This is a genomic window from Pseudovibrio sp. M1P-2-3 (assembly GCF_031501865.1).
Taxonomy (GTDB): domain Bacteria; phylum Pseudomonadota; class Alphaproteobacteria; order Rhizobiales; family Stappiaceae; genus Pseudovibrio; species Pseudovibrio corallicola.
In genome coordinates this window covers 4,198,129-4,218,162 of record NZ_JARRCW010000001.1, presented here as the reverse complement: position 1 = coordinate 4,218,162, position 20,034 = coordinate 4,198,129, and the positions used below count along the sequence as shown (strand labels likewise).

14 protein-coding genes and 5 pseudogenes are annotated in these 20,034 nt (G+C 44.0%); 5 read left to right on the top strand and 14 right to left on the bottom strand.

Translation table 11 applies throughout. From position 1 onward, the window contains the following. Window positions 1-3 precede the first annotated feature (3 nt). From P6574_RS18515 to P6574_RS18470, 10 genes and pseudogenes are all read right to left on the bottom strand, one after another. A complete protein-coding gene (locus tag P6574_RS18515; RefSeq protein WP_310621705.1) occupies window positions 4-1,959 on the bottom strand; it encodes a glycosyltransferase family protein in 1,956 nt (651 codons plus the stop codon). A 20-nt stretch (window positions 1,960-1,979) separates the two neighbouring features. Next, complete coding sequence (gene rfbD, locus P6574_RS18510) at window positions 1,980-2,864, bottom strand: dTDP-4-dehydrorhamnose reductase (protein WP_310621704.1); 885 nt, start codon at window positions 2,862-2,864, stop codon at window positions 1,980-1,982. Then, entirely contained in the window at window positions 2,861-3,925 is a 1,065-nt protein-coding gene (gene rfbB, locus P6574_RS18505) for a dTDP-glucose 4,6-dehydratase (protein ID WP_310621703.1), read from the bottom strand. Before rfbB ends, rfbD begins: the two co-directional genes overlap by 4 nt. A gap of 24 nt (window positions 3,926-3,949) precedes the next feature. After that, on the bottom strand, window positions 3,950-4,507 hold the full coding sequence (rfbC, locus tag P6574_RS18500; RefSeq protein WP_310621702.1) for a dTDP-4-dehydrorhamnose 3,5-epimerase: 558 nt from the start codon (window positions 4,505-4,507) through the stop codon (window positions 3,950-3,952). Window positions 4,508-4,511: 4 nt separating this feature from the next. After that, window positions 4,512-5,411: a glucose-1-phosphate thymidylyltransferase RfbA gene (gene rfbA, locus P6574_RS18495; protein ID WP_310621701.1), complete on the bottom strand. Its 900-nt coding sequence runs from the start codon at window positions 5,409-5,411 to the stop codon at window positions 4,512-4,514. Then, window positions 5,412-6,182: a Stf0 family sulfotransferase gene (locus P6574_RS18490; RefSeq protein ID WP_310621700.1), complete on the bottom strand. Its 771-nt coding sequence runs from the start codon at window positions 6,180-6,182 to the stop codon at window positions 5,412-5,414. Window positions 6,183-6,193: 11 nt separating this feature from the next. After that, a complete protein-coding gene (locus P6574_RS18485) occupies window positions 6,194-7,036 on the bottom strand; it encodes a hypothetical protein (RefSeq protein ID WP_310621699.1) in 843 nt (280 codons plus the stop codon). Between the two features lie 143 nt (window positions 7,037-7,179). Then, the gene (locus P6574_RS18480; protein ID WP_310621698.1) at window positions 7,180-9,729 is read right to left on the bottom strand and encodes a glycosyltransferase family 2 protein; all 2,550 of its coding nucleotides are present in this window, start codon (window positions 9,727-9,729) and stop codon (window positions 7,180-7,182) included. Between the two features lie 550 nt (window positions 9,730-10,279). Beyond that, window positions 10,280-11,037 (bottom strand): annotated as a pseudogene (locus P6574_RS18475) (IS5 family transposase). 76 nt (window positions 11,038-11,113) lie between these two features. Further along, complete coding sequence (locus tag P6574_RS18470) at window positions 11,114-12,091, bottom strand: IS481 family transposase (protein ID WP_310621697.1); 978 nt, start codon at window positions 12,089-12,091, stop codon at window positions 11,114-11,116. An 84-nt stretch (window positions 12,092-12,175) separates the two neighbouring features. On the opposite strand from P6574_RS18470, the pseudogene P6574_RS18465 reads away from it, so the two are divergent. From P6574_RS18465 to P6574_RS18455, 3 genes and pseudogenes are all read left to right on the top strand, one after another. Continuing rightward, window positions 12,176-12,526, top strand: a pseudogene (locus P6574_RS18465) (IS481 family transposase); the annotation flags it as partial. 388 nt (window positions 12,527-12,914) lie between these two features. After that, window positions 12,915-13,811: a DUF707 domain-containing protein gene (locus P6574_RS18460; protein WP_310621696.1), complete on the top strand. Its 897-nt coding sequence runs from the start codon at window positions 12,915-12,917 to the stop codon at window positions 13,809-13,811. Between the two features lie 236 nt (window positions 13,812-14,047). Beyond that, window positions 14,048-14,209: pseudogene (locus tag P6574_RS18455) on the top strand (transposase); the annotation flags it as partial. Window positions 14,210-14,354: 145 nt separating this feature from the next. Here the strand turns inward: P6574_RS18455 and P6574_RS18450 are convergent. Both P6574_RS18450 and P6574_RS18445 read right to left on the bottom strand, forming a co-directional pair. Then, window positions 14,355-14,801: pseudogene (locus P6574_RS18450) on the bottom strand (IS3 family transposase); the annotation flags it as partial. 45 nt (window positions 14,802-14,846) lie between these two features. Then, window positions 14,847-15,943, bottom strand: a protein-coding gene (locus tag P6574_RS18445) for an IS3 family transposase (RefSeq protein ID WP_310622193.1) whose coding sequence is annotated in 2 segments (ribosomal slippage) — window positions 14,847-15,709 and window positions 15,709-15,943 — 1,098 coding nt in all. Because the reading frame shifts where the segments join, the coding sequence is not laid out codon by codon here. A gap of 354 nt (window positions 15,944-16,297) precedes the next feature. On the opposite strand from P6574_RS18445, the gene P6574_RS18435 reads away from it, so the two are divergent. Then, window positions 16,298-17,287: an IS481 family transposase gene (locus tag P6574_RS18435; protein WP_310621695.1), complete on the top strand. Its 990-nt coding sequence runs from the start codon at window positions 16,298-16,300 to the stop codon at window positions 17,285-17,287. Here the strand turns inward: P6574_RS18435 and P6574_RS18430 are convergent. Next, window positions 17,285-17,392: pseudogene (locus P6574_RS18430) on the bottom strand (transposase); the annotation flags it as partial. The gene P6574_RS18435 and the pseudogene P6574_RS18430 overlap by 3 nt on opposite strands. A gap of 129 nt (window positions 17,393-17,521) precedes the next feature. Here P6574_RS18430 and P6574_RS18425 point away from each other — a divergent pair. After that, window positions 17,522-18,547: an IS110 family RNA-guided transposase gene (locus tag P6574_RS18425; protein ID WP_310621694.1), complete on the top strand. Its 1,026-nt coding sequence runs from the start codon at window positions 17,522-17,524 to the stop codon at window positions 18,545-18,547. Window positions 18,548-19,064: 517 nt separating this feature from the next. Here P6574_RS18425 and P6574_RS18420 read toward each other — a convergent pair. After that, window positions 19,065-19,973: a glycosyltransferase family protein gene (locus tag P6574_RS18420; RefSeq protein WP_310621693.1), complete on the bottom strand. Its 909-nt coding sequence runs from the start codon at window positions 19,971-19,973 to the stop codon at window positions 19,065-19,067. Window positions 19,974-20,034: the final 61 nt, after the last annotated feature.

Genomic DNA, 20,034 nt, shown 5'->3' with positions numbered 1-20,034 from the left:
CTATTACTTCCCCTGCATATTCTCTATGGCGTCAAATGTTAGTTGGCTGTGGCGAGGCCGATAGAATGAATGTGCACGCCTATTTCTATTTTCTTCTACCAATTGCATGAGATGTCCCTGCTCTAAACTGGATACAAAGTCTTCTTCATTCTCGAAAACAGCACCTCGGGCTAAACGAGTGACTGTTGCAGCGACATTCCCTGATATTTCATTAGTCAACACCGCAGCACCACCTGCGATCGCTTCGAAAGTCGAGAACGAGAATGTTTCTGGCCAACTCGCCCAGTGAAGCACGAGGTCAATTTCGTGTTCGCTGATAGCAGATGTCATCGCCTCAGGATTCTCAGCCGTAACCCAAACGGGAATATGATGAATACCAGACAGATTAGGTGTGCTTGTCCCTAAGTAGTAAAATTCATAGTTAGGATTTGTACCAAATTGTTCCACTAGCCTGCCAAACAGGTGCCACCCCTTATGTGGTGCTGGAGTGCCTATAAACGCAATTTTTGTCGCAGAAGATGCGACTATCTTTTGATCATCTCTATTAATAAGCTCTAATGTAGTATGTGGCAAAACTTGCACAGTTGCAGGTGACAGTTTGGTTTTCGTCTGCCATAAATCGGCTGCGACTTGAGATGGAGCAATAACATGGCAGTTAATTCGCTCGAAAAATCTAGAAATGCTCTTTAAGTGCCTTGTTCTCTCGCTCCCGAATACACAAAGGGTGCAAGCGTTGGAAGTTGGAACAGGAGAACCGCAAAAAGATACATTATTTCTTTGAAGTGCATAGCTCGGGCACAGGCTGAAAAAATCATGCAACCAGAACATACTTTCGCTCTTCCCAGCAGCGTTTATGAGATCAGCAATAGAATCTGAAGCATGTCCTAAGAGGTGATGTATAACAAAATTTATGTTCTCGTAGGCGCCCCTTATAGCCTTTAATGCTGTACATAATTCAGTCATTTGGCAAGTACCAATAGTGCTCCCGTTTAGAATAAGAGACACCAATGTTTCTTCACCATTTGGGCTTAGTACTGGTAAGGGCTGCCTAGGAAAAACGTAAAGATAGTTACAGTCATGAAACTTAGATTGTAACTCTTCGCGATCTTCACATAACTGAACACCGCCACTAACTTGCTTATAGTTATCGTGCCCGAAAGCGACCAATAGTGAATTGGCAGAAGACAGTTCATTATTTACCAGCCGAACTATTTCCTCGCTATCAAGAAACTCTGTCAATTCCTGAGCGAGGGAATGTTTCTGACTTTGTAAAGAAAGTTCTTTTAAATTGCTAAGTATATCTGCTTTGTACCCTCCAGGATGTTTTGGAAGCCGACCTTCAGCTTCTCCTGCAACTAAAAAGTGATAAAGTGGGTTTATGGCTGCTTCTTCAACATCAGGATTGGTAGAAAGATAGTATTGTGTTGAGAAAGAAAGGCACGGATTGCGTCCTTCTTTCCAACCAGTGGAGCAATAATGTTCTAAGGGGGGAACCCCTGCATTCTTAACATCTTCATACTCACCCAAATAATAAACTTCATCAAAAAAAGATTTAATAACTTCCACTTCGTTCTGTAGTGGAACCTCATTGGACGACTGATTACAAGTTCCCATTGTCTGCCGCCCCTCTTCTCGTCCTGCAACGAGGTAGTGCCAGAATGGATTTATGTTTGCATCAGAAACATCTGGATTACAGCTTAGATAAAACTTTGTAGAAAATTCTGAGTTTGGATCTCGACCTTCTCTCCACCCATACAAAATGAAGTGCTTGAGTGGATCTATTCCACTTTCAGCAACGTCGGGATTATTAATCTCATAATACTTCGCATCAAAACTATCTTTCATGATTTCATGATGGTGATCAAAGTAATCAGGCAACTCTCTATCGTTCTTTTGGTATAAATTGGATCTACTCTTGTATTTCAACCCAACCATATTTCTAATAATACTCGTAAGCATATTTATTTCCGTAAATTGCTTCAATTTTTATTGGTTAAGTGCTTCAATACTAAATTGAGAGCATGCTTCCAAGGTTTGAGCTCTAATCGAAATACTTCCGCAGCTCTAACACCAATCAACCTGGAATTGAGAGGCCTTTTTGCAGGTGTTGCAAATTCAGCAGTCGTAATCGGATGTACTTTACATTCTATTCCAGCGGCTTTGAAAGTCTCTTCAGCTAAGGCACGCCAAGTTGCTTCGCCGCCACCACACAGATGATAGACACCTCCATAATCTCCAGTAGGATTCTCCAATACCTCACTAGCAATTTTGATAATTGCCTCAGCAAGATCTAAAGCACTTGTCGGGCAGCCATACTGATCATCAACTACAGAGATTTCACTACGCGTCTCAGAAAGTCGTAGCATTGTCTTGACGAAATTATTTCCGAAAGGACTATAGACCCAGGAAGTGCGCAGAATTACTGTTTGGGGATATTCCTTTAAGACCCCCTCCTCACCTGCCAGTTTACTCTTACCGTACACTCCTAGTGGGCTCGTTGGATCACTTTCCCTATAAGGGCCGTCGGCCTTTGATCCGTCAAATACGTAATCTGTGGATATATGAATAAAGGGCAGATTGTTTTCTCGAAGCAAGCCCGCGAGCACTGTGGGCCCAACTGAGTTCAACGCATAAGCTGCTTCTTGATCATTTTCGGCTTTATCTACTGCCGTATAGGCAGCCGCATTAACCACGATAGTTGGTCGGAAACCTTCCACCTCTACTGGCATTCTTGCCGCCCGCGACAGATCGTACTGCTCTCTTCCCACACAGAGTATTGGAATACCTTGCAGCTCTGCACGATATTGTAAGCTTCTAGCCACCTGCCCATTTCTACCGATAACTAGGATGCGTAGCGAACTCATGCGACATTACTCTCTTTCAACAGCCCTAGCCGTTCACCACTGTAACGGCCATCCCTGAGTGGGCGCCACCAATTTTCATTTTCTAGATACCACTGCACCGTTTTGCGTAGTCCAGTGTCAAAGTTTTCTTGAGCTTCCCAGCCGAGTTCCGTCTCCAATTTGGTTGCATCAATTGCATATCTAGCATCATGCCCAGGACGATCCGCTACAAACTCTATTAGGTCCTTATGTGAATACTCTTTTGGTGCAAACTCATCCAATAACTCACAAATACCCTGAACAACTTCGAGATTCGTGCGCTCATTACGCCCGCCTACATTGTACTTTTCACCCGGCAAACCACCCATCATAATTTTGAATAAGGCACGAGCATGATCTTCAACGTACAACCAGTCACGCACATTCAAACCATCACCAAAAATTGGGAGTCTCTTACCTTCAAGCGCATTCAAAATCACAAGTGGTATCAGCTTTTCAGGAAAGTGAAAGGGGCCATAATTATTTGAACAATTAGAAATAACCACAGGAAGGCCATAGGTTCTTTGCCACGCCATTGCCAGATGATCCGAAGCAGCCTTAGAGGCGGAATAAGGTGATGAGGGATCATAGGCGGTCTCTTCAGAGAAGTGTCCCTCCCCCCCCAGCGATCCGTAAACTTCATCGGTAGAGACATGAAGAAAACGAAAATCCGTTTTTCGGTTTTCTGGCAGGTTTACAAAATACTCCCGCGCTGCTTCAAGAAACGTGAAAGTTCCACCAATATTTGTTTCAATAAACTCTGCAGACCCAGTAATGGATCGATCAACGTGACTTTCGGCTGCTAAATGCATGACTGCATCAGGTTGATACTTGGAAAAGAGACTACTTAACGCCTGCCGGTCGCACACATCTACTTTTTCAAAAAAATAAATTGGACTATCTTCAATTTCCTTAAGAGAATCTTGATTGCCCGCATAAGTCAACTTGTCAATATTGACTGTCTCAACATTCAGCTCTTTTACCAAGTACCGACATACCGCGGAGCCTATAAATCCCGCTCCTCCAGTTACAAAAACTTTCATAACAAATCCTAAGTTTTAATTAAATTAATAGGTAAAATATTCTGGCAACTGGCGCAACCTAGGATGTTGACGATCTTTTTCGGAAAGAATTGGCCCAACATTTGAAATAGGCCAGTCTATTCCAAGATCTGGATCATCAAATGCGAGTCCGCGATCACACTCTTTCGAATAGAGGCCTGTTACTTTATAAAGAAATTCAACTTCTTCGGTTAAGGTGCAAAAGCCATGAGCAAATCCAACTGGAACCCAAAGCTGTTTCCAGTTCTCGGCAGAAAGCTCAACCTTAATATGTTGCCCATAAGTTGGCGAACCTGACCGAATATCGACAATCACATCTAGCACGGCACCTCTGGTCACTCTGACCAACTTTCCTTGAGCGTGCGGTTCTGTTTGGAAATGAAGCCCCCGAATGACTCCCTTCGAAGTTGAAAAAGAGTGATTATCTTGAACAAAATCCGCTTCCAGTCCTGCTACTCTGTACCTTTCTGCATTATAAACTTCAGAAAAGAAACCGCGATCATCCCCAAACTTGCTAGGAGTAAATGCTATTGGACCATCAATTAAAAAACGTTCGGCATTCATAAAATTATTGCTCTTCCATCAGTGTGAGCGCATATTGCTCTTTGTTCACAAGAAGGGTGTGCAAATATTCACCGTAAGAGTTACGATATGATTGGGCCAGTTTACCCAAATCACCATCACTAATGTATCCAAGCCTCCAAGCAATTTCTTCAGGGCAAGCGATCTTAAATCCTTGGCGTGTCTCTACAGTTTGAACAAAATTTGCCGCAGCAAGCAGGCTATCAACCGTACCAGTATCAAGCCAAGCCGTTCCACGGTTGAGTTGAATGACATTCAGTAGCCCTTCACGCATATAAGCTTCGTTAATGGAAGTGATTTCCAATTCACCCCGCTGAGAAGGCTTCACTTTCTTCGCTAATTCTACAACTCTTTCATCATAGAAATATAACCCAGTGACCGCGAGATTACTTTTTGGTTGACACGGCTTTTCTTCAATTGAAATTGCCTTTCCATTTTCATCCATTTCAACAACACCAAATGCACTTGCGTTTGCCACCGGGTAAGCAAAAACACTAGCGCCATTTTTATTTAATGCAGCCTGTCTTAACAACTTAGAGAAGCCAGCAGCGTGAAAGATATTATCTCCCAACGCAAGAGCACATGATTCTCCATCAATAAACTCCTCTCCCAGTATAAAGGCTTGCGCAAGCCCATCTGGCTTTGGCTGTGCCACATACGAAAGTTCAACTCCCCACTGTTCGCCAGTCCCCAAAAGAGATTGATATAAAGATAAGGCTTGGGAGGATGAAATAATTAGTATTTCCTTTACACCCGATAGCATCAAGGTTGAAAGAGAATAATAAATCATTGGCTTATCGTAGACAGGAAGCAATTGCTTACTCACAACCTGCGTTACGGGATGAAGACGAGTACCTAAACCACCAGCTAGTATTATACCTTTCATTTAACTAATTACTCCCAATGACTTTAAATCTTCAACATACTTATAACGAAATCTATCATTTATTTCATTTGCTTGTTTTTTAAACTTTATCACTTCTTGTTTAAACTTGAAATTCGCCGGCAGGTGAGTGATATTACCTATAGCAGCTTCTGGACTTTTCACCAGTTCTTCATAGGTTAATTGAAACTTTCGGCCATCTATTTGCTTAAAGTAATTGTCAATTAGTTCATATTGATGAGTAAAGTACTTAATTGCATTGTGAATAGCATTGAAATCATAGGTAATTACATTAGAAGAATTTTTTTGAAACGATGCCCACTGCTTTGTTTGCTGAGCTATTACCCAAGAAATCGCTTGACCTAATATATCCTCTCTTTTTATAGAGATCCAATCTCGGACTTCTACACCAGATTCGAATAATCCAAAATAGTCTAACATTTTGACTTGGTTGATCGATGCCTTTATCCCTAGCGTACAGCCACTATCACTTTGCGATAGGAATCGAAAATAGTCCGCAAAACTCTCAATTTTATTATTTTTCGATCGAGTAATAACAGTGTCATAGTTTAAAAACTCTTCGAATCCAAAATATTCACTAGTTGAAGCGAGATAATTTCCAAGCAAATTAGAGCCACTTCTATTTGTAAAAACAAGTAAAGTAATGGAGTGACATTCTAGCCCCAACGTTTTTAGGTCACAGTTGTGTTTTCCGAAGAATTTCTCAATATTTTCTTTATGTACACAGAATTCTGTCAACTTTTCACGGTCCATAATTTGCTCGTTTAATTTATATCTAATTTACTTAAATTAATTTTTTCGATCAAAGATGATATTAGTCGATCAGCGCTTTCCAGATTACTCTCATCATTCGGCTTCAATATTTGCTTTTCAGCATACACTGACTGATCCCACCATCGTTGATCGTTCTCGATTTTTTGCCACATTTCTCTTGTGATTTTTTTCTCCAGAGTTAATTGATCACCTCTCAAATGAGAAAGGGCTCTTTTCTGAAACTCCTCGGGGAGGACCCAAGGGGCTTGGGAACGCTGCAGGTTGAGAAATTTATTTACTACAAATTCATAGTGAGGGTGATGAGGCCCCTCTCTGTATTTTCGGTTTCTCAACAGGAATCTAAGCAAATCAGGACTTGAACTAAAGTTATTTGAATGAGAAATTTTAAACTTGTCTACTTCTAGAAAAGACATAAAGTCAGCTACGACATCTGTCGTCGCAAGCCTCACATTAACACTTTTAACTCCACATACTTTCTCCCATTTATCTATATAACGAGACCAGTTCGCCTTCTCGATATTGGAGTTAAGCCAACGATCCAATGTTGCATTAGTCCAAGCGCCCCATTGCCAAAAAGCACTATTTAGCCACTCAAGAGGAGGCCGAATATACAAAACTATATCGGCATCCACATCAAGTCTAGGAAACAACTCAGACTGGTTGATTTTCTCAAACAGATTAACCCATCCTTCACATGAAATAATAGGTACTTTTCCCTGCTCGAGACGAGCGAATGATTCAATAGATTTATCTAGACTTTCTATAGAGTTATCCGATGTGCAATATCCAAAAACTGAACTATCTGCAGTTTTGGTAATTTGCGATCCTGACATGACTTTCGAATTAGATCTAAGGCACAGATATTCAAAAGTTATACCAGCTCTAGATTTGAGTAGTGTATTTTTAGAAAGGAAACTCTGCAAAGAGGAACTACCGCATTTACCTGCACCTATATGAACTATAGCGCGCCTAGACATTAGTGTTTACCCTTTGTGTTTACTAGCGTCATATGAGCGCCCTTTATAGTATCAAAAATCATACCGTACTCGTTAGCATGTGACAAACTTAGCAGCCGCCCCTTGTGGTAACTCTTTACCCTTTCCGCAGGCGCCCCAATATCAAAGGCTACGATTGGCATCTTCATTGTCATAATTTCTTCTGTGACATAAGAAAAGGTTTCAGGCCATATGGAAGGCATAAGGCAAACATCAACGCTATATTTTTCAACAAGATCTGGTAGATCTTCGGTTTTATACCTTCCATGTATTCTTAAGGCACGACTGGCTTTCCCACCGTTTAAAACACCCAGAACTACTATCTCAGCGTTGATCTCATTTTTCTGAATATAATCAACTAGGCCTTTCACTACCTCGCTGCCTTTTTGGTATCCAATAGCCCCGATTACACCAATTGTGAGCTGACCGGTTACCATAACTTTTGGTATTTTATTGAATTTTGCGGGTAACTTATGAGGCTGAACGACAACTGCATCAGACAGCTCTGGGAAAATTGAGAGAAGGTGCTCCCGGCTATCATTAGAATAGCAAGTGATCTTGGACGCTTTACGTAGGAGATGCCCCCATATATCTCGCCATTTATTAATTGCATTATGCTGAGGGTTGTTAGCATATATATTTTTAGGAATGCATTTGTGGCAAACCGATTGCGCGGGAAGGTCACAAAACCGCCCATCATGCCCAATTAATGTTTGAGATGGGCATAAAGTATAGAAATCATGATAAGCCACTGAAAAATCAGCACCGCTTCTGCTCTGTAACTCTCCTAATATTTTTGCAATTTTGAGTGGGTCAGAATAACTATAGGCGTTATTAAAGAATATTTTCTTAGGCTCCAAAACGCTACTAAATACATATAAAAAATTTTGAAGACTGACAGTAAATATATTCTTGTCGCTTACACTCGTCAACAATTCAATGATAACTTTGTCCTGTTTGTTTGCTGGGTATACAAGCGCAACCGCACCGTTACTGGCTATGAGATCAGAAATAAGTTTCTCTCGGAATACATTAGCTCCTCCACCAACATTGTGGTCCACTATTAGTGTTAGATTGTTCTCTCTAAAGTCCAGCAGATATTTGGCAATTGCGCGATAAACTTTTAAAGAATCCTGGGCAATAAACTCTTTGACTGAATTGTCGTACCCAGAGTGCTTAGCATTAAGCTTAATTAGGTTTTGCTTTAATAGTAGGGCTTTTTTCTTGGGGCCAAATGAGCCGCCATGGTCATGCTGAACAAATAGATTTCTAGCGATTACATTTCTGTAACCATGAGCAATAGCGCGCTGACACCAGTCATTTTCCTCACCATAACCCAAGCCAAAAGTTTCTTCATCAAAACCTCCAATTGTGCGCCATACACGACCATTTATGGCCATACAAAATCCGACGCCTGTTGGAATTTCATCAGGAGATTTAGCAAACCCGATTTTTTGAAACGCTTCGTCAATCTCCTTAACTGAGTAACCATTGTACATTTCACTGTCTTTAGGAAAATCGGGAAAGCTCAAAATTGTAGCGGAGTTTGAAAACGGTGTAATGCTTGCAACTCTTGCATCGTTGTATAATGGCGCCATCAAACGCTCAAGCCAATTCGGTGGAACAACAACGTCGGTATTTAGTACAATAAAGTCACCATCCGCATATTTGCTAGCTTCATTCACAGTCGATACAAAGCCACGGTTCTCATACCGATCAATAAATTTGCAATCTTCAAAATTTTTTAAGTGGAGATTAAGAATTTTACTCACAAGCGGGTCAGAACTTCCATCATTAATGACGATAAGTTTGAACTTTCCAACTGTGTTTTTATGCAAGCTCTCGAATAATTTTTCTAAGTATTGGGATCCGTTATAGATGGGGACTATAATGGCGACAGTATTGCAATTATTATGAGAAGATAGCTCGACCTCAGCGATCCTGTCTAAACTAAGTAACTCTTCGCCTTTTTCACTAAATGCCTGTTCTAAGATATACTTTCGAATACCTTTCCAGTTACCCATGAATAGCATTTTTGTTGCTGATTTAAGATTCTTTATTGAAATTATTTGCGTATTTGCAAATATTGCTTTTGGAGTTAGGAATGGGTCACGGTACAATCTAAGTCGGATTCTGCTTGATTGCCCAGCACTCGAGTGAAAGCATATCTCTACATTTATCTGTTGTTGCCCATGGTCCTCTAGAATAAACCTAAAACCAGATAAAGATGCATATGCGTTATTGAAATGCTCACCAATGTCATCACGTCTTTCAAGCTTATCCAATCTAACTATATGATCGATATCTTCCTCACCTTTATAAAGTGGAACAAGGTCAACAGATATGATCTGACTATCAAGGAAAAAAGCCCAGCCATTTATATATGTCAATGAGTTTATGCTGCAGCGTTCAATACCGAAATGAAAACTCTCAGGGTGAAACTTCTGTTCCAAAATTGAAAATGATCTTCGCCTAAAAATACTAAGTACAGTATTTGAAACGAATCGACGTATAAGCGCTTGCCTAGCCACAAACTTTCCTCATTATATAGGTACGTTAACCAAGGAATCTTCAATTATAGTGCTGTTCAAATAGTGATGCTTAGAGATGTTATTCTGCCCCCAATGTCACAAAATATCACTCTTGCATACTTTCTCCGAGAATCAGCGTTTATTTCTTTGAGATCCCTTTCGATTATGTAGGGTCTAGAATATTTTGTACCTAAATTAATATTTACAGTGAGCAACTCTATATACATTTCTTTCTATGATATGAAGTTTATTTGTTACTCGTTTTCATCGAAGCTGAGGACCTCTATTAACTCTGGAGTTTTCGCAGGTATTCTGATTCAATTATCCTGACGACTGAGGGGGTATTGATGGATCGGGCATCGCTTGACCTTGCAGCTACAAGGTTAAGACACATAGCTGGAACCACTTGGGCGACGTAGCGCTATATGAACATGAAGCCACTCTTTGAAAACATAGAGGATCAAACCGGAGCCGTTACTTGAAAACAAAAAGTGCGAATGTTTGTTGACACTACCAACTTACCTGAAGCTGTTTCCACTAGGGTCCAGACTCATAACCAGTAACAGATAGCGGCGACTAGACTGAGCGCGGAAAGAAAGTTCTTTGCGCTTCGATCATATCTAGTTGCGATCCTGCGGAAATCCTTGATCCTACAAAACATCCGTTCAATGGCATTGCGATCCTTGTAAAGGGTTGGTGAAAAGCAGTTTTTCCACTTTCGATTGGCTTTTGGCGGGATGTTGGGTACAGCGCCTTGTTCTTCGATTTACTTGCGTAAAGCATCACTGTCATAGGCTTTATCAGCGTGTAGCATACGGCACTCAGGCAGTTTTTCCAACAACAGCTTTGCCGCAAAGCAGTCAGCCACTTGGCCGCCTGTCAGTAGAAACCTGAGGGGGCGGCATGCTGCATCCGTTAAAGCATGGATTTTTGTTGTCCGGCCACCGCGTGAACGGCCTATGGCCTGAGTTTTCGCCCCCCTTTACCGCCTGAAGAACAGCGGTGTGCTTTCACTGCTGTGCTATCGATCATGATATGGGCGGGAGGTCCGTCTGCCGCTGCTAAAGCCGTAAACAGTGATTCCCACACGCCTTTCGCCGCCCAACGAACAAACCTGTTATAGAGCGTCTTTCTGGGGCCATAAATTTCAGGAGCATCAACCCAACGACATCCGGATTTGAGAACATGAATAATACCACTGATTACGCGGCGATCATCCACCCGAGCTTTACCCCGTGTGTTGGTAGGAAGGTATGGTTTTATTTGATCAAACTGGTCTTGTGAAAGCCAAAAATGGGAACACGGCATTATTCTCTCCTGTTGGAGAGCTTGAATCATAACTCAGTTTAAATGACAAATACTTTTATGGGTCCGGAGCCTAATTCTAGATGTTTAGTCCCACAAGGAGATGGTCTGGCTGTTTTATGAACCTACCGGGCTCTTTTGTCCATTGCTTGGTGATGTACTCAAAGGGCGTTTGTCCTTTGAGAGCCTTGAGGCGCTTGGCAAAGTTATAAGCCTGTATGAACGTTTCCAGATGAGTGCGGAGTTCGCTGTGTGTCTGGTAATAATAGCGCCGGACAGAGGCCTCTTTGAGGGTGCGGTTCATGCGTTCGACCTGACCATTCGTCCAGGGGTGAGCTGGTTTTGTTAGCTGATGATCGATATGGTTTTGGGCGCAAGCCAGAACAAAGCCATGGCAGCGAAATGGCTGGTCAGTAGCGAGCATATGCGTAATGTCCTTAGCGTTCCAGCTGTCGCCTTTGGGATCGGTAAAATGGGTGCCCTTGTATGTCAGAACGGTGTGGATTTTATAGGGGACTGCCTTGATGAGGCTACGTAGGAAGTCTCCAGCAACCCTTCTGGTCGCTTTTTCATGCAGCTGCACAAAGGTAAATTTAGATGTGCGATCAATGGCCACAAACAGATACAGTTTGCCTTCTGCAGTTCGTACTTCCGCGATATCAATGTGAAAATAGCCGATCGGATAAGCTTTGAAACGTTTCTTATCCTTATCCTTATCTGGAGCTGGAAGACGCGAGATTGCGTGACGCTGGAATAGACGGTGGAGGGATGAGCGGGTCAACTTCGGGATCGTTTCCTGCAGAGCATAAAGGCAGTCATCAAGCGCTAACAAAGAGTGCTTGCGAAAAGCGACACATGCAGCCTCTTCCGCCAGAGTAAGGACTGTAGAGCGTGGATTTTCCCGTCCCGTGGGTTGATCTTCTACGCTGGTCCGTTTCTTCCACTTCATCACCGTTTTAGGGTTGATGTTATAACGGATGCTTAATTCCTTGATTGTAGCATCCGATTTTTGGATGGCCGATTGAACCGCGTGAGTAGTCGTGGCGCTGCCGTGCAATACTTGCTACATAGCCTCTCCTTACAAGATGACCTCAATGATAAACTGATTCCATCTCTCTGCGGGACTATACAGGATTACCTTACCTGTTCTAAGGTGGCTCGTGCCAAACTTTACACGACCAAAACCCCAATCACTACTGTGGATTTGTTGAGCGATCAGGTTCTGCCCCTCTTTGCCTCTCAAAGTCTGCTACTATTACGGATCTTGACGAGTCGGGGCACGGAATACTGCAGCAAAGCAGAAAGCCACGATTACCAACTTTATCTGGCCATGAACGATATTGACCACACCAAAATCAAGGCAAAGTCACTTCAAACGAACGGTATTTGCGAACGCTTTCACAAGACAATCTTGCAGGAGTTTCATGCTATCGCATTTCGCAAAACTATTTTTGAGAGTATTGATCAACTGCAAAATGAGCTTGATTTATGGTAAAGTGGTTTGATAGGAAAAGAATCTGAGCTGAACTTAAACCGACAGGCACCACAAAAGCCGTTGCCTGTCAGACCAAGTCTGAAGTTCTACAATTTAGCGCTACCGAGGAACCAAACTCACTTATACCACCTGTCTATATTCTATAGGACACTTCAGGCAGCCTCAGTCTCACTAACACTTTGTGATTTCACGAATGCGATTGGTAATTGAAAATCTGATGCCGAGTGGGTTGGGCACCTACCCATGTGTCCTTTTCATAAATTTCTAGTATCACTTATAAGTAATTTTCAAGATCATTTGAGATGAGTACGATTGTGGGTAAGTGACTTTGAAGGGTGATAGGTTGAAGATAAATTGATGAAAACTCTGCAATCCAAGGCATATAATGTATAATTTGGAGTGGTTCATTCTTCAACGTGTACCGATGCATAAGGGAGGGGTGAATCTTTGTTGTGATTTCCCTGCTACATTGTGTAAATCTACTTTTTTGACGCCCAGTAGAGAAGAGAGGGAGTACTCTCATCACTTTGTCGGCGGCAAATGGTCTGGTATTTATGACTTTTTCAAGAGCTATCCTGAACTGCTTGATAAGTTCGAGTACTTTTGGTTTCCAGATGATGATATTGAAACGACGTCTGAGGATGTAGAGCGGTTTTTGAAGATTGTTTTTCGAGAAAGGTTTCAGTTGGCGCAGCCTGCGTTGAAGTCGGATAGTTATTATGCATATCGTATTACCCTAGCAAATCCTCGGTTTCGTTTTCGTAGAACTAATTTTGTTGAGTTAATGATGCCTATTATCCATAGGGATTTGCTGCTTCAGGTCCTGCCTGTCTTTGCAAATAGGCACTTTGCGCAGGGCATGGACTTTATTTGGCACCAATTGGCAAGGGACCCACTGAGGGACGTTGCTATAATAGATGAAGTACCGATGGGGCATTACCGACCAAGGCAAACTAATCTCAAAGGTAATATGTCCAAGGCTGGTGTCGATATGATGGCAGAACGCGAACGAACTTTTAAAGAGCTATCTATACGAAGGCCAATTCTGAGAGTTCAGTCTGGGTTGCTAAAGGAAGGTCTTGTATTGAACAAAGGTCCACGTCTCACCTTGGAATTATTAAAAGGGCTTCTTGAGATATCGAAAAGTTGTAGTAATCCACCTATGAACTCACTCCATATCTTACACTCGATTGCATATCAGTACGTGGGCCGATCAAATGTATCTACATTTGATTATAGTTCCCTTTCTCAGATACAACGCAACTTTTCTTTATTCAGTTAGAATTACCAAATACATATTATGCTAAAGTAAATTCTTCATATCCTGACTCAATACTAAAGCAGTGAGACGTTTTATTGAAACAGTTCATTGCTTTAGTCTATTGTTTAGGTCCTGTTTACAAATAGGATTCACAAACCCAATAATTTGTGATTCAGGGTAATTTTTTGAGAGGTTACCTTGGTACGGACTTGATGAGTGATGATGAATAGACGTTTTTTGAGCAGTTTGTCGCTGCCATACGGGGACGAGGTGGTCGTAAACCGAAGGACCATCGCCGTGTTCTTGACGGGATCTTTTGGATTGCCAGAACTGGTGCACAGTGGCGCGATTTGCCCGAAGAGTTTGGGAAATGGATCAGTGTGTACCAACGGTTTCGTCGGTGGAGCCAAGCAGGGCTGTAGGAGTTGACCCTGTCCGTGTCGAATGACAGTAATGCAATGGAGTTCGTCCCAGTTTCCGGACAGTTTGATTAAACCGTTTATGCAGCCATTTTCCAAGTCCTTTGTTCAAATGCCTGACAAGGCGTATTGTACCCGATACCCGATACCCGATAGCCGAATGACGGCGTTGGCGGTTGTAAAATATCTCAATATATTCGGAGATCGCGGCCTTCGCCTGTTTTCTTGTGACGAATATTGTGTGGTGGACCAACTCCTTTTTCAAGGAGGTATCGAGCCTTTCCATGGGTGCGTTGTCCAAGCACTGGCCTTTGCGGCTCATGGGTTGTTTGACGTCAGCGGTGTACAGGATTTTGCGATATTCTTCGGAGCAATATTGCGACCCGCGATCCGAATGGTGGATAAGGCCCGCCACTGATCCCCGCCTTGCCAAAGCCATCATCAGCGCATCACAGCAAAGACTGGCTTTCATGTGCCGGTCCATAGCCCAGCCAACAATCTCCCGTGTTGCCATATCCTTGATGGCGGCCATGTACAGCCAGCCTTCTTCAGTAGCGCAATACGTGATGTCAGCGAGCCAAACGGTGTTGGGCGTAAAGCACTTGAGCAGCCCCTATTGAGTGGTCCGCTTTGAAAGTTAGTGCATGGTTGGCCTTTGGTCTATCGGAATAATGACTTCCGGAACTGGTGGGCGGTAGCCCAGAGCACTATGCGGTCGTTTGGTATTGTAGTGTTTCCTCCAGCTTTCTATGATTATTTGGGCTTCACGTAGGGAGTAGAAGATTTCTCCGTTCAATAATTCATCACGCATTCGCCCATTGAAACTCTCGCAATATCCGTTTTCCCATGGCGAGCCTGGCTCAATGTAGGCTGTTTGGGCTCCGGCGGCTTTGATCCACTTTTGAACCGCCTCCGCCACGAGCTCCGGGCCGTTATCTGAACGAATATAGGCAGGTATGCCGCGCAGGATAAACAGGTCCGTCAGCGCATCGATGACTTCGCTCGCATTCAGCTTTCGCTTCACCCGAATAGCAAGGCATTCACGCGTATACTCATCCAAAATATTCAACGTTCTGAATGCCCTGCCATCATCAGTGCGATGATGGACAAAGTCATAGGACCACACGTGATTGCGATACTGTGGCCGGAGACGTATGCAAGACCCATCATTGAGCCAGAGCCGCCCCTGTTTCGGTTGCTTCATGGGAACTTTCAGCCCCTCTCGTCGCCACAGACGTTCAACACGTTTATCGTTCACTTGCCATCCAGCCTCTCGGAGCAAAGCGGCAATGCGACGGTAACCGTAACGGCCATATTGGCGTGCCAGCTCAATCATATCTGCAACCAGCTGATCTTCATCCGCTCGCCCTTTGGGGAAGCGACGCTGTGTGGAGCGATGCTGACCAAGAACACGACAAACACGCCGCTCGGAAACCTTCACCTGACTGCGTATATGGTTAATGCAGGCTCTGCGACGAGCAGGGCTCAGAAGTTTCCCTTTGCAGCCTCCGTAAGGATCAGCTTGTCCAATGTCAGATCAGAGACCGCACGGCGCAAACGTTCATTTTCTTTCTGCAGCCGCTTCAGTTCCTTGAGTTGCTCCGTACCCATTCCGCCATACTGCTTCTTCCAACGGTAATAGGTTTGCTCGGTAACGCCGATCTGGCGGATCGCATCCAAGCGCGCCATTCCTTGCCCCATCAGGACTTCAACTTGCCGCAGTTTAACGACAATCTCTTCTGGTTTGGTCTCTTGATTCCCATATCGAGTCCTCCGTTTTCCTAATCATAAACGTGGAGCACTTCTTTGGGGGAGGCTCAAGGATAGGAAACGCTCTGTGCATCAATGAATTGAATTTTCAAAGACTTGTTTCCTTGGCGAAGAACGCTGCCGCTTTTTTGGTAACTCCCTTTCCTGACGAAGAAGCGTGACTTCCTTACGTAGGCGAGCAAGTTCTTTCTCAACATCATCATGCGGCCCCGATAGCAGATCCTGATCCCGATACTCGCGGCTCCAGTGGTTTAGATGTATAGTCCCGCAAGGAGATGGAATCAGTTTATTATTGATGTCATCTTGTAAGGAGGGGCTATGGGACAGGTATTACACGGTAGCGCCACGACTACTCACGCGGTTCGATCGGCCATCCAAAAATCGGATGCTACAATCAAGGAATTAAGCATCCGTTATAACATCAACCCTAAAACGGTGATGAAGTGGAAGAAACGGACCAGCGTAGAAGATCAACCCACGGGACGGGAAAATCCACGCTCTACAGTCCTTACTCTGGCGGAAGAGGCTGCATGTGTCGCTTTTCGCAAGCACTCTTTGTTAGCGCTTGATGACTGCCTTTATGCTCTGCAGGAAACGATCCCGAAGTTGACCCGCTCATCCCTCCACCGTCTATTCCAGCGTCACGCAATCTCGCGTCTTCCAGCTCCAGATAAGGATAAGGATAAGAAACGTTTCAAAGCTTATCCGATCGGCTATTTTCACATTGATATCGCGGAAGTACGAACTGCAGAAGGCAAACTGTATCTGTTTGTGGCCATTGATCGCACATCTAAATTTACCTTTGTGCAGCTGCATGAAAAAGCGACCAGAAGGGTTGCTGGAGACTTCCTACGTAGCCTCATCAAGGCAGTCCCCTATAAAATCCACACCGTTCTGACATACAAGGGCACCCATTTTACCGATCCCAAAGGCGACAGCTGGAACGCTAAGGACATTACGCATATGCTCGCTACTGACCAGCCATTTCGCTGCCATGGCTTTGTTCTGGCTTGCGCCCAAAACCATATCGATCATCAGCTAACAAAACCAGCTCACCCCTGGACGAATGGTCAGGTCGAACGCATGAACCGCACCCTCAAAGAGGCCTCTGTCCGGCGCTATTATTACCAGACACACAGCGAACTCCGCACTCATCTGGAAACGTTCATACAGGCTTATAACTTTGCCAAGCGCCTCAAGGCTCTCAAAGGACAAACGCCCTTTGAGTACATCACCAAACAATGGACAAAAGAGCCCGGTAGGTTCATAAAACAACCAGACCATCTCCTTGTGGGACTAAACATCTAACGTAGAGCGTGGGACACCAAGCTCGTCGGCAATCTCTGCAACCTTTCGTCCACTACTCACTACCAAACGTACAGCTTCCGGTTTGAACTCATCTGTATAATTCTTTTGCCCCTATCGCTTCATGCGACCCTCCTGTTGCTACTTTAACAGATGGGATGGTTGCCGCCCTCCCCAGACGACATTGCAATGTGTCAGGATGACGATCTTTAAGATCCAAGCAGAGAGGACAGCAATATGAAGACCATTATGATTGGCGTGGACCTGGCAAAGAATGTCTTTTGCCTTCACGGGACTTTAATGAATGGAGAATTGCTGTTTCGTAAGAAATTGGCAAGAAGTCAGTTTCTCAAGTTTATGGACAGGCAAGAACCGGCTGTTGTTGTGATGGAAGCCTGCGGGAGCGCTTCTTGGTGGGCGCGCGAATTAAGCACGTTGGGCCATCAGGTGAAGTTGATTGCCCCGCGCTATGTTAAGCCCTTTGTCAAACGTCAGAAGAATGACGTCAATGATGCCGAAGCGATTGTAATTGCGGCACAACGCCCAGAAATGCGTTTTGTCGAGCCCAAGACGGAACAACAGCAGGCCAGAGCGGTCCTGTTCCGTGCGCGCGAACGCTTGGTTCATCAGCGCACAGAGCTTGTGAATGCGCTTAGAGCCGTTCTTTATGAATTCGGTCATATCGTTACCACGGGGATCGGTCAGATCAAGCACATTAAGGCGCTCCTTGAAGATGAGGGGTGTCGTCTTCCCGCCTGCGTGAGCGAGGAATGCCATGATCTGCTTGTACAGATCGAAGAAAAAACAAAGCGGATTGAGGCCAAAACGCAAAAGGCAAAGCAACTGGCGGCGCGTACAGAGACTTCACGTCGTCTGCAGACGATGCCGGGGATTGGTCCAATAACTGCTCTTGCGGTGGAAAGCTTTGCTCCTGATATGAAGTCTTTTCGGTGTGGTCGAGACTTTGCGGCCTGGTTGGGGTTGGTGCCCCGCCAGTTCTCATCAGGGGGTAAGGAACGATTAGGTCGTGTCTCTAAAGCTGGGCAAGCCGACATACGGCGCCTTCTCATCGTTGGGGCAATGTCGCGGCTGAACTGGTTGGGGCGTAAGTCAATCAAGCAAGGCTCCTGGCTCGCTCGACTGGCAGCACGCAAGCCAAGGTTGCTGGTGGCGATTGCACTAGCCAATAAGATGGCACGACAGATCTGGGCAATGGTAACAAAAAAGGAAACCTTCAGAGACCCGTCGCTGAAGGCTGCATAATGTGCTTAGTGCACATCATGCCAATCGCCAGCGGCGCTTGACGGGAAGTGTAAGAAGCCGATGACCTGAATGGGCAAAATGATCGAACAGATCCGGACCGTGAAAACCAGTGCACTTCTAAGAGTATAACAGCTCGCTTAACAGATTTGGAAACGTTCCGCAGATCACCATACCGGCCAGCAGCTTTTGGAAGTGCTGCAAACAAAGGCCTGACAGAAGACTGCACTCGATCACTTGTCTGAACAGGAAAAACTTCTTGCATTACGGGCGGCAACCACAGAAGAAGTGCCTCCACTTTTACGGGGTAAGTCCAGTTTCCTCTTCATCTCCGTTTTCGGATTGACGTTAAAGAGCAGGCGCAACTCGTTGATTGTAGCATCCGATTTTTGGATGGCTGATCGAACTGCGTGAGTAGTCGTGCGCTGGCGTGTAATACCTGTCCCATAATTCCTCCCGAAAGGATGAAGTCAATGTTAAACTGTTTCCATCTCCTCGCGGGACTAAACAGCTAAGTATGTTAAAATAGCAACCTACACCATATTTCTCTTTGTTCCTGTTTGTTGTTTAGGCATATTGCCTCCTTGAGGAACTGATTGAACGCTACTGTTAGATATGTAGGTTTATCAATAAGATTGAGAATTAACTCTGCCCATGCACTGGAATCACGAGCACAAGTAAAACCATTCTGACCATTTTGAATATGCTTCGCGTATTGCCAATCGTCAGTACAAAGGCTGACGCCTCCCGCAACCGCATGTTCAATGAGTTTATTTGGTGAGCGACCCTTATTAAAGTTATTGTTTAGTAAGGGATAGAGACATATATGCGCTTTTATATGCGGTAAAGTCTTTCTATATTCGCTCCAAGGCATACTCGGCAGCAAATTCACGTTCTTGTGGTTCGCCAAGCTACTATCACGCATGTTAGAATGGGCAAGAATGACTTCAATATTTTTCGTATGGGGTATAACCTTCAATAATACTTGATCAACAAAATGATGATCCGCTTGATGCGTAAAAGAGCCAAGAGCAGCGATGCGTACGGGACACTTCTTTTCTTTCAAGTTTTCAAAGTGAGCAACACCTGATAGAGGCTCCGACCAATAAGGGCGAAGAAGAGTAACCTTTTTCTTGTTTTTAAATTTTTTCTGAAGGTATTCACTGGAAACCAGCAGTTCATCAGCTTGATTGACCAACTGCGAGTGCTGTTTTTTATGAAACCGTCTTAATTCTTTCCTATAAGTTTGAGGTAATGCTCGGTCCTCCATACCGCCTTCAATATCGTCATCAATGAGATAAACAAGCTTGCGTTTCTTATCTCGCAACACTGCGTTAATAATAGACTCGGTGTCACGCCGCAGTATGATATTATAATGTTTGGTGCAAAATGTATTAGCACCAATTCGAATTATTGGTTTTCGTGACATAAGACCTGATGGTCCCACAAGGTCCTGGCATGCATTTAAGAAATACAAATCACAAGTTGGT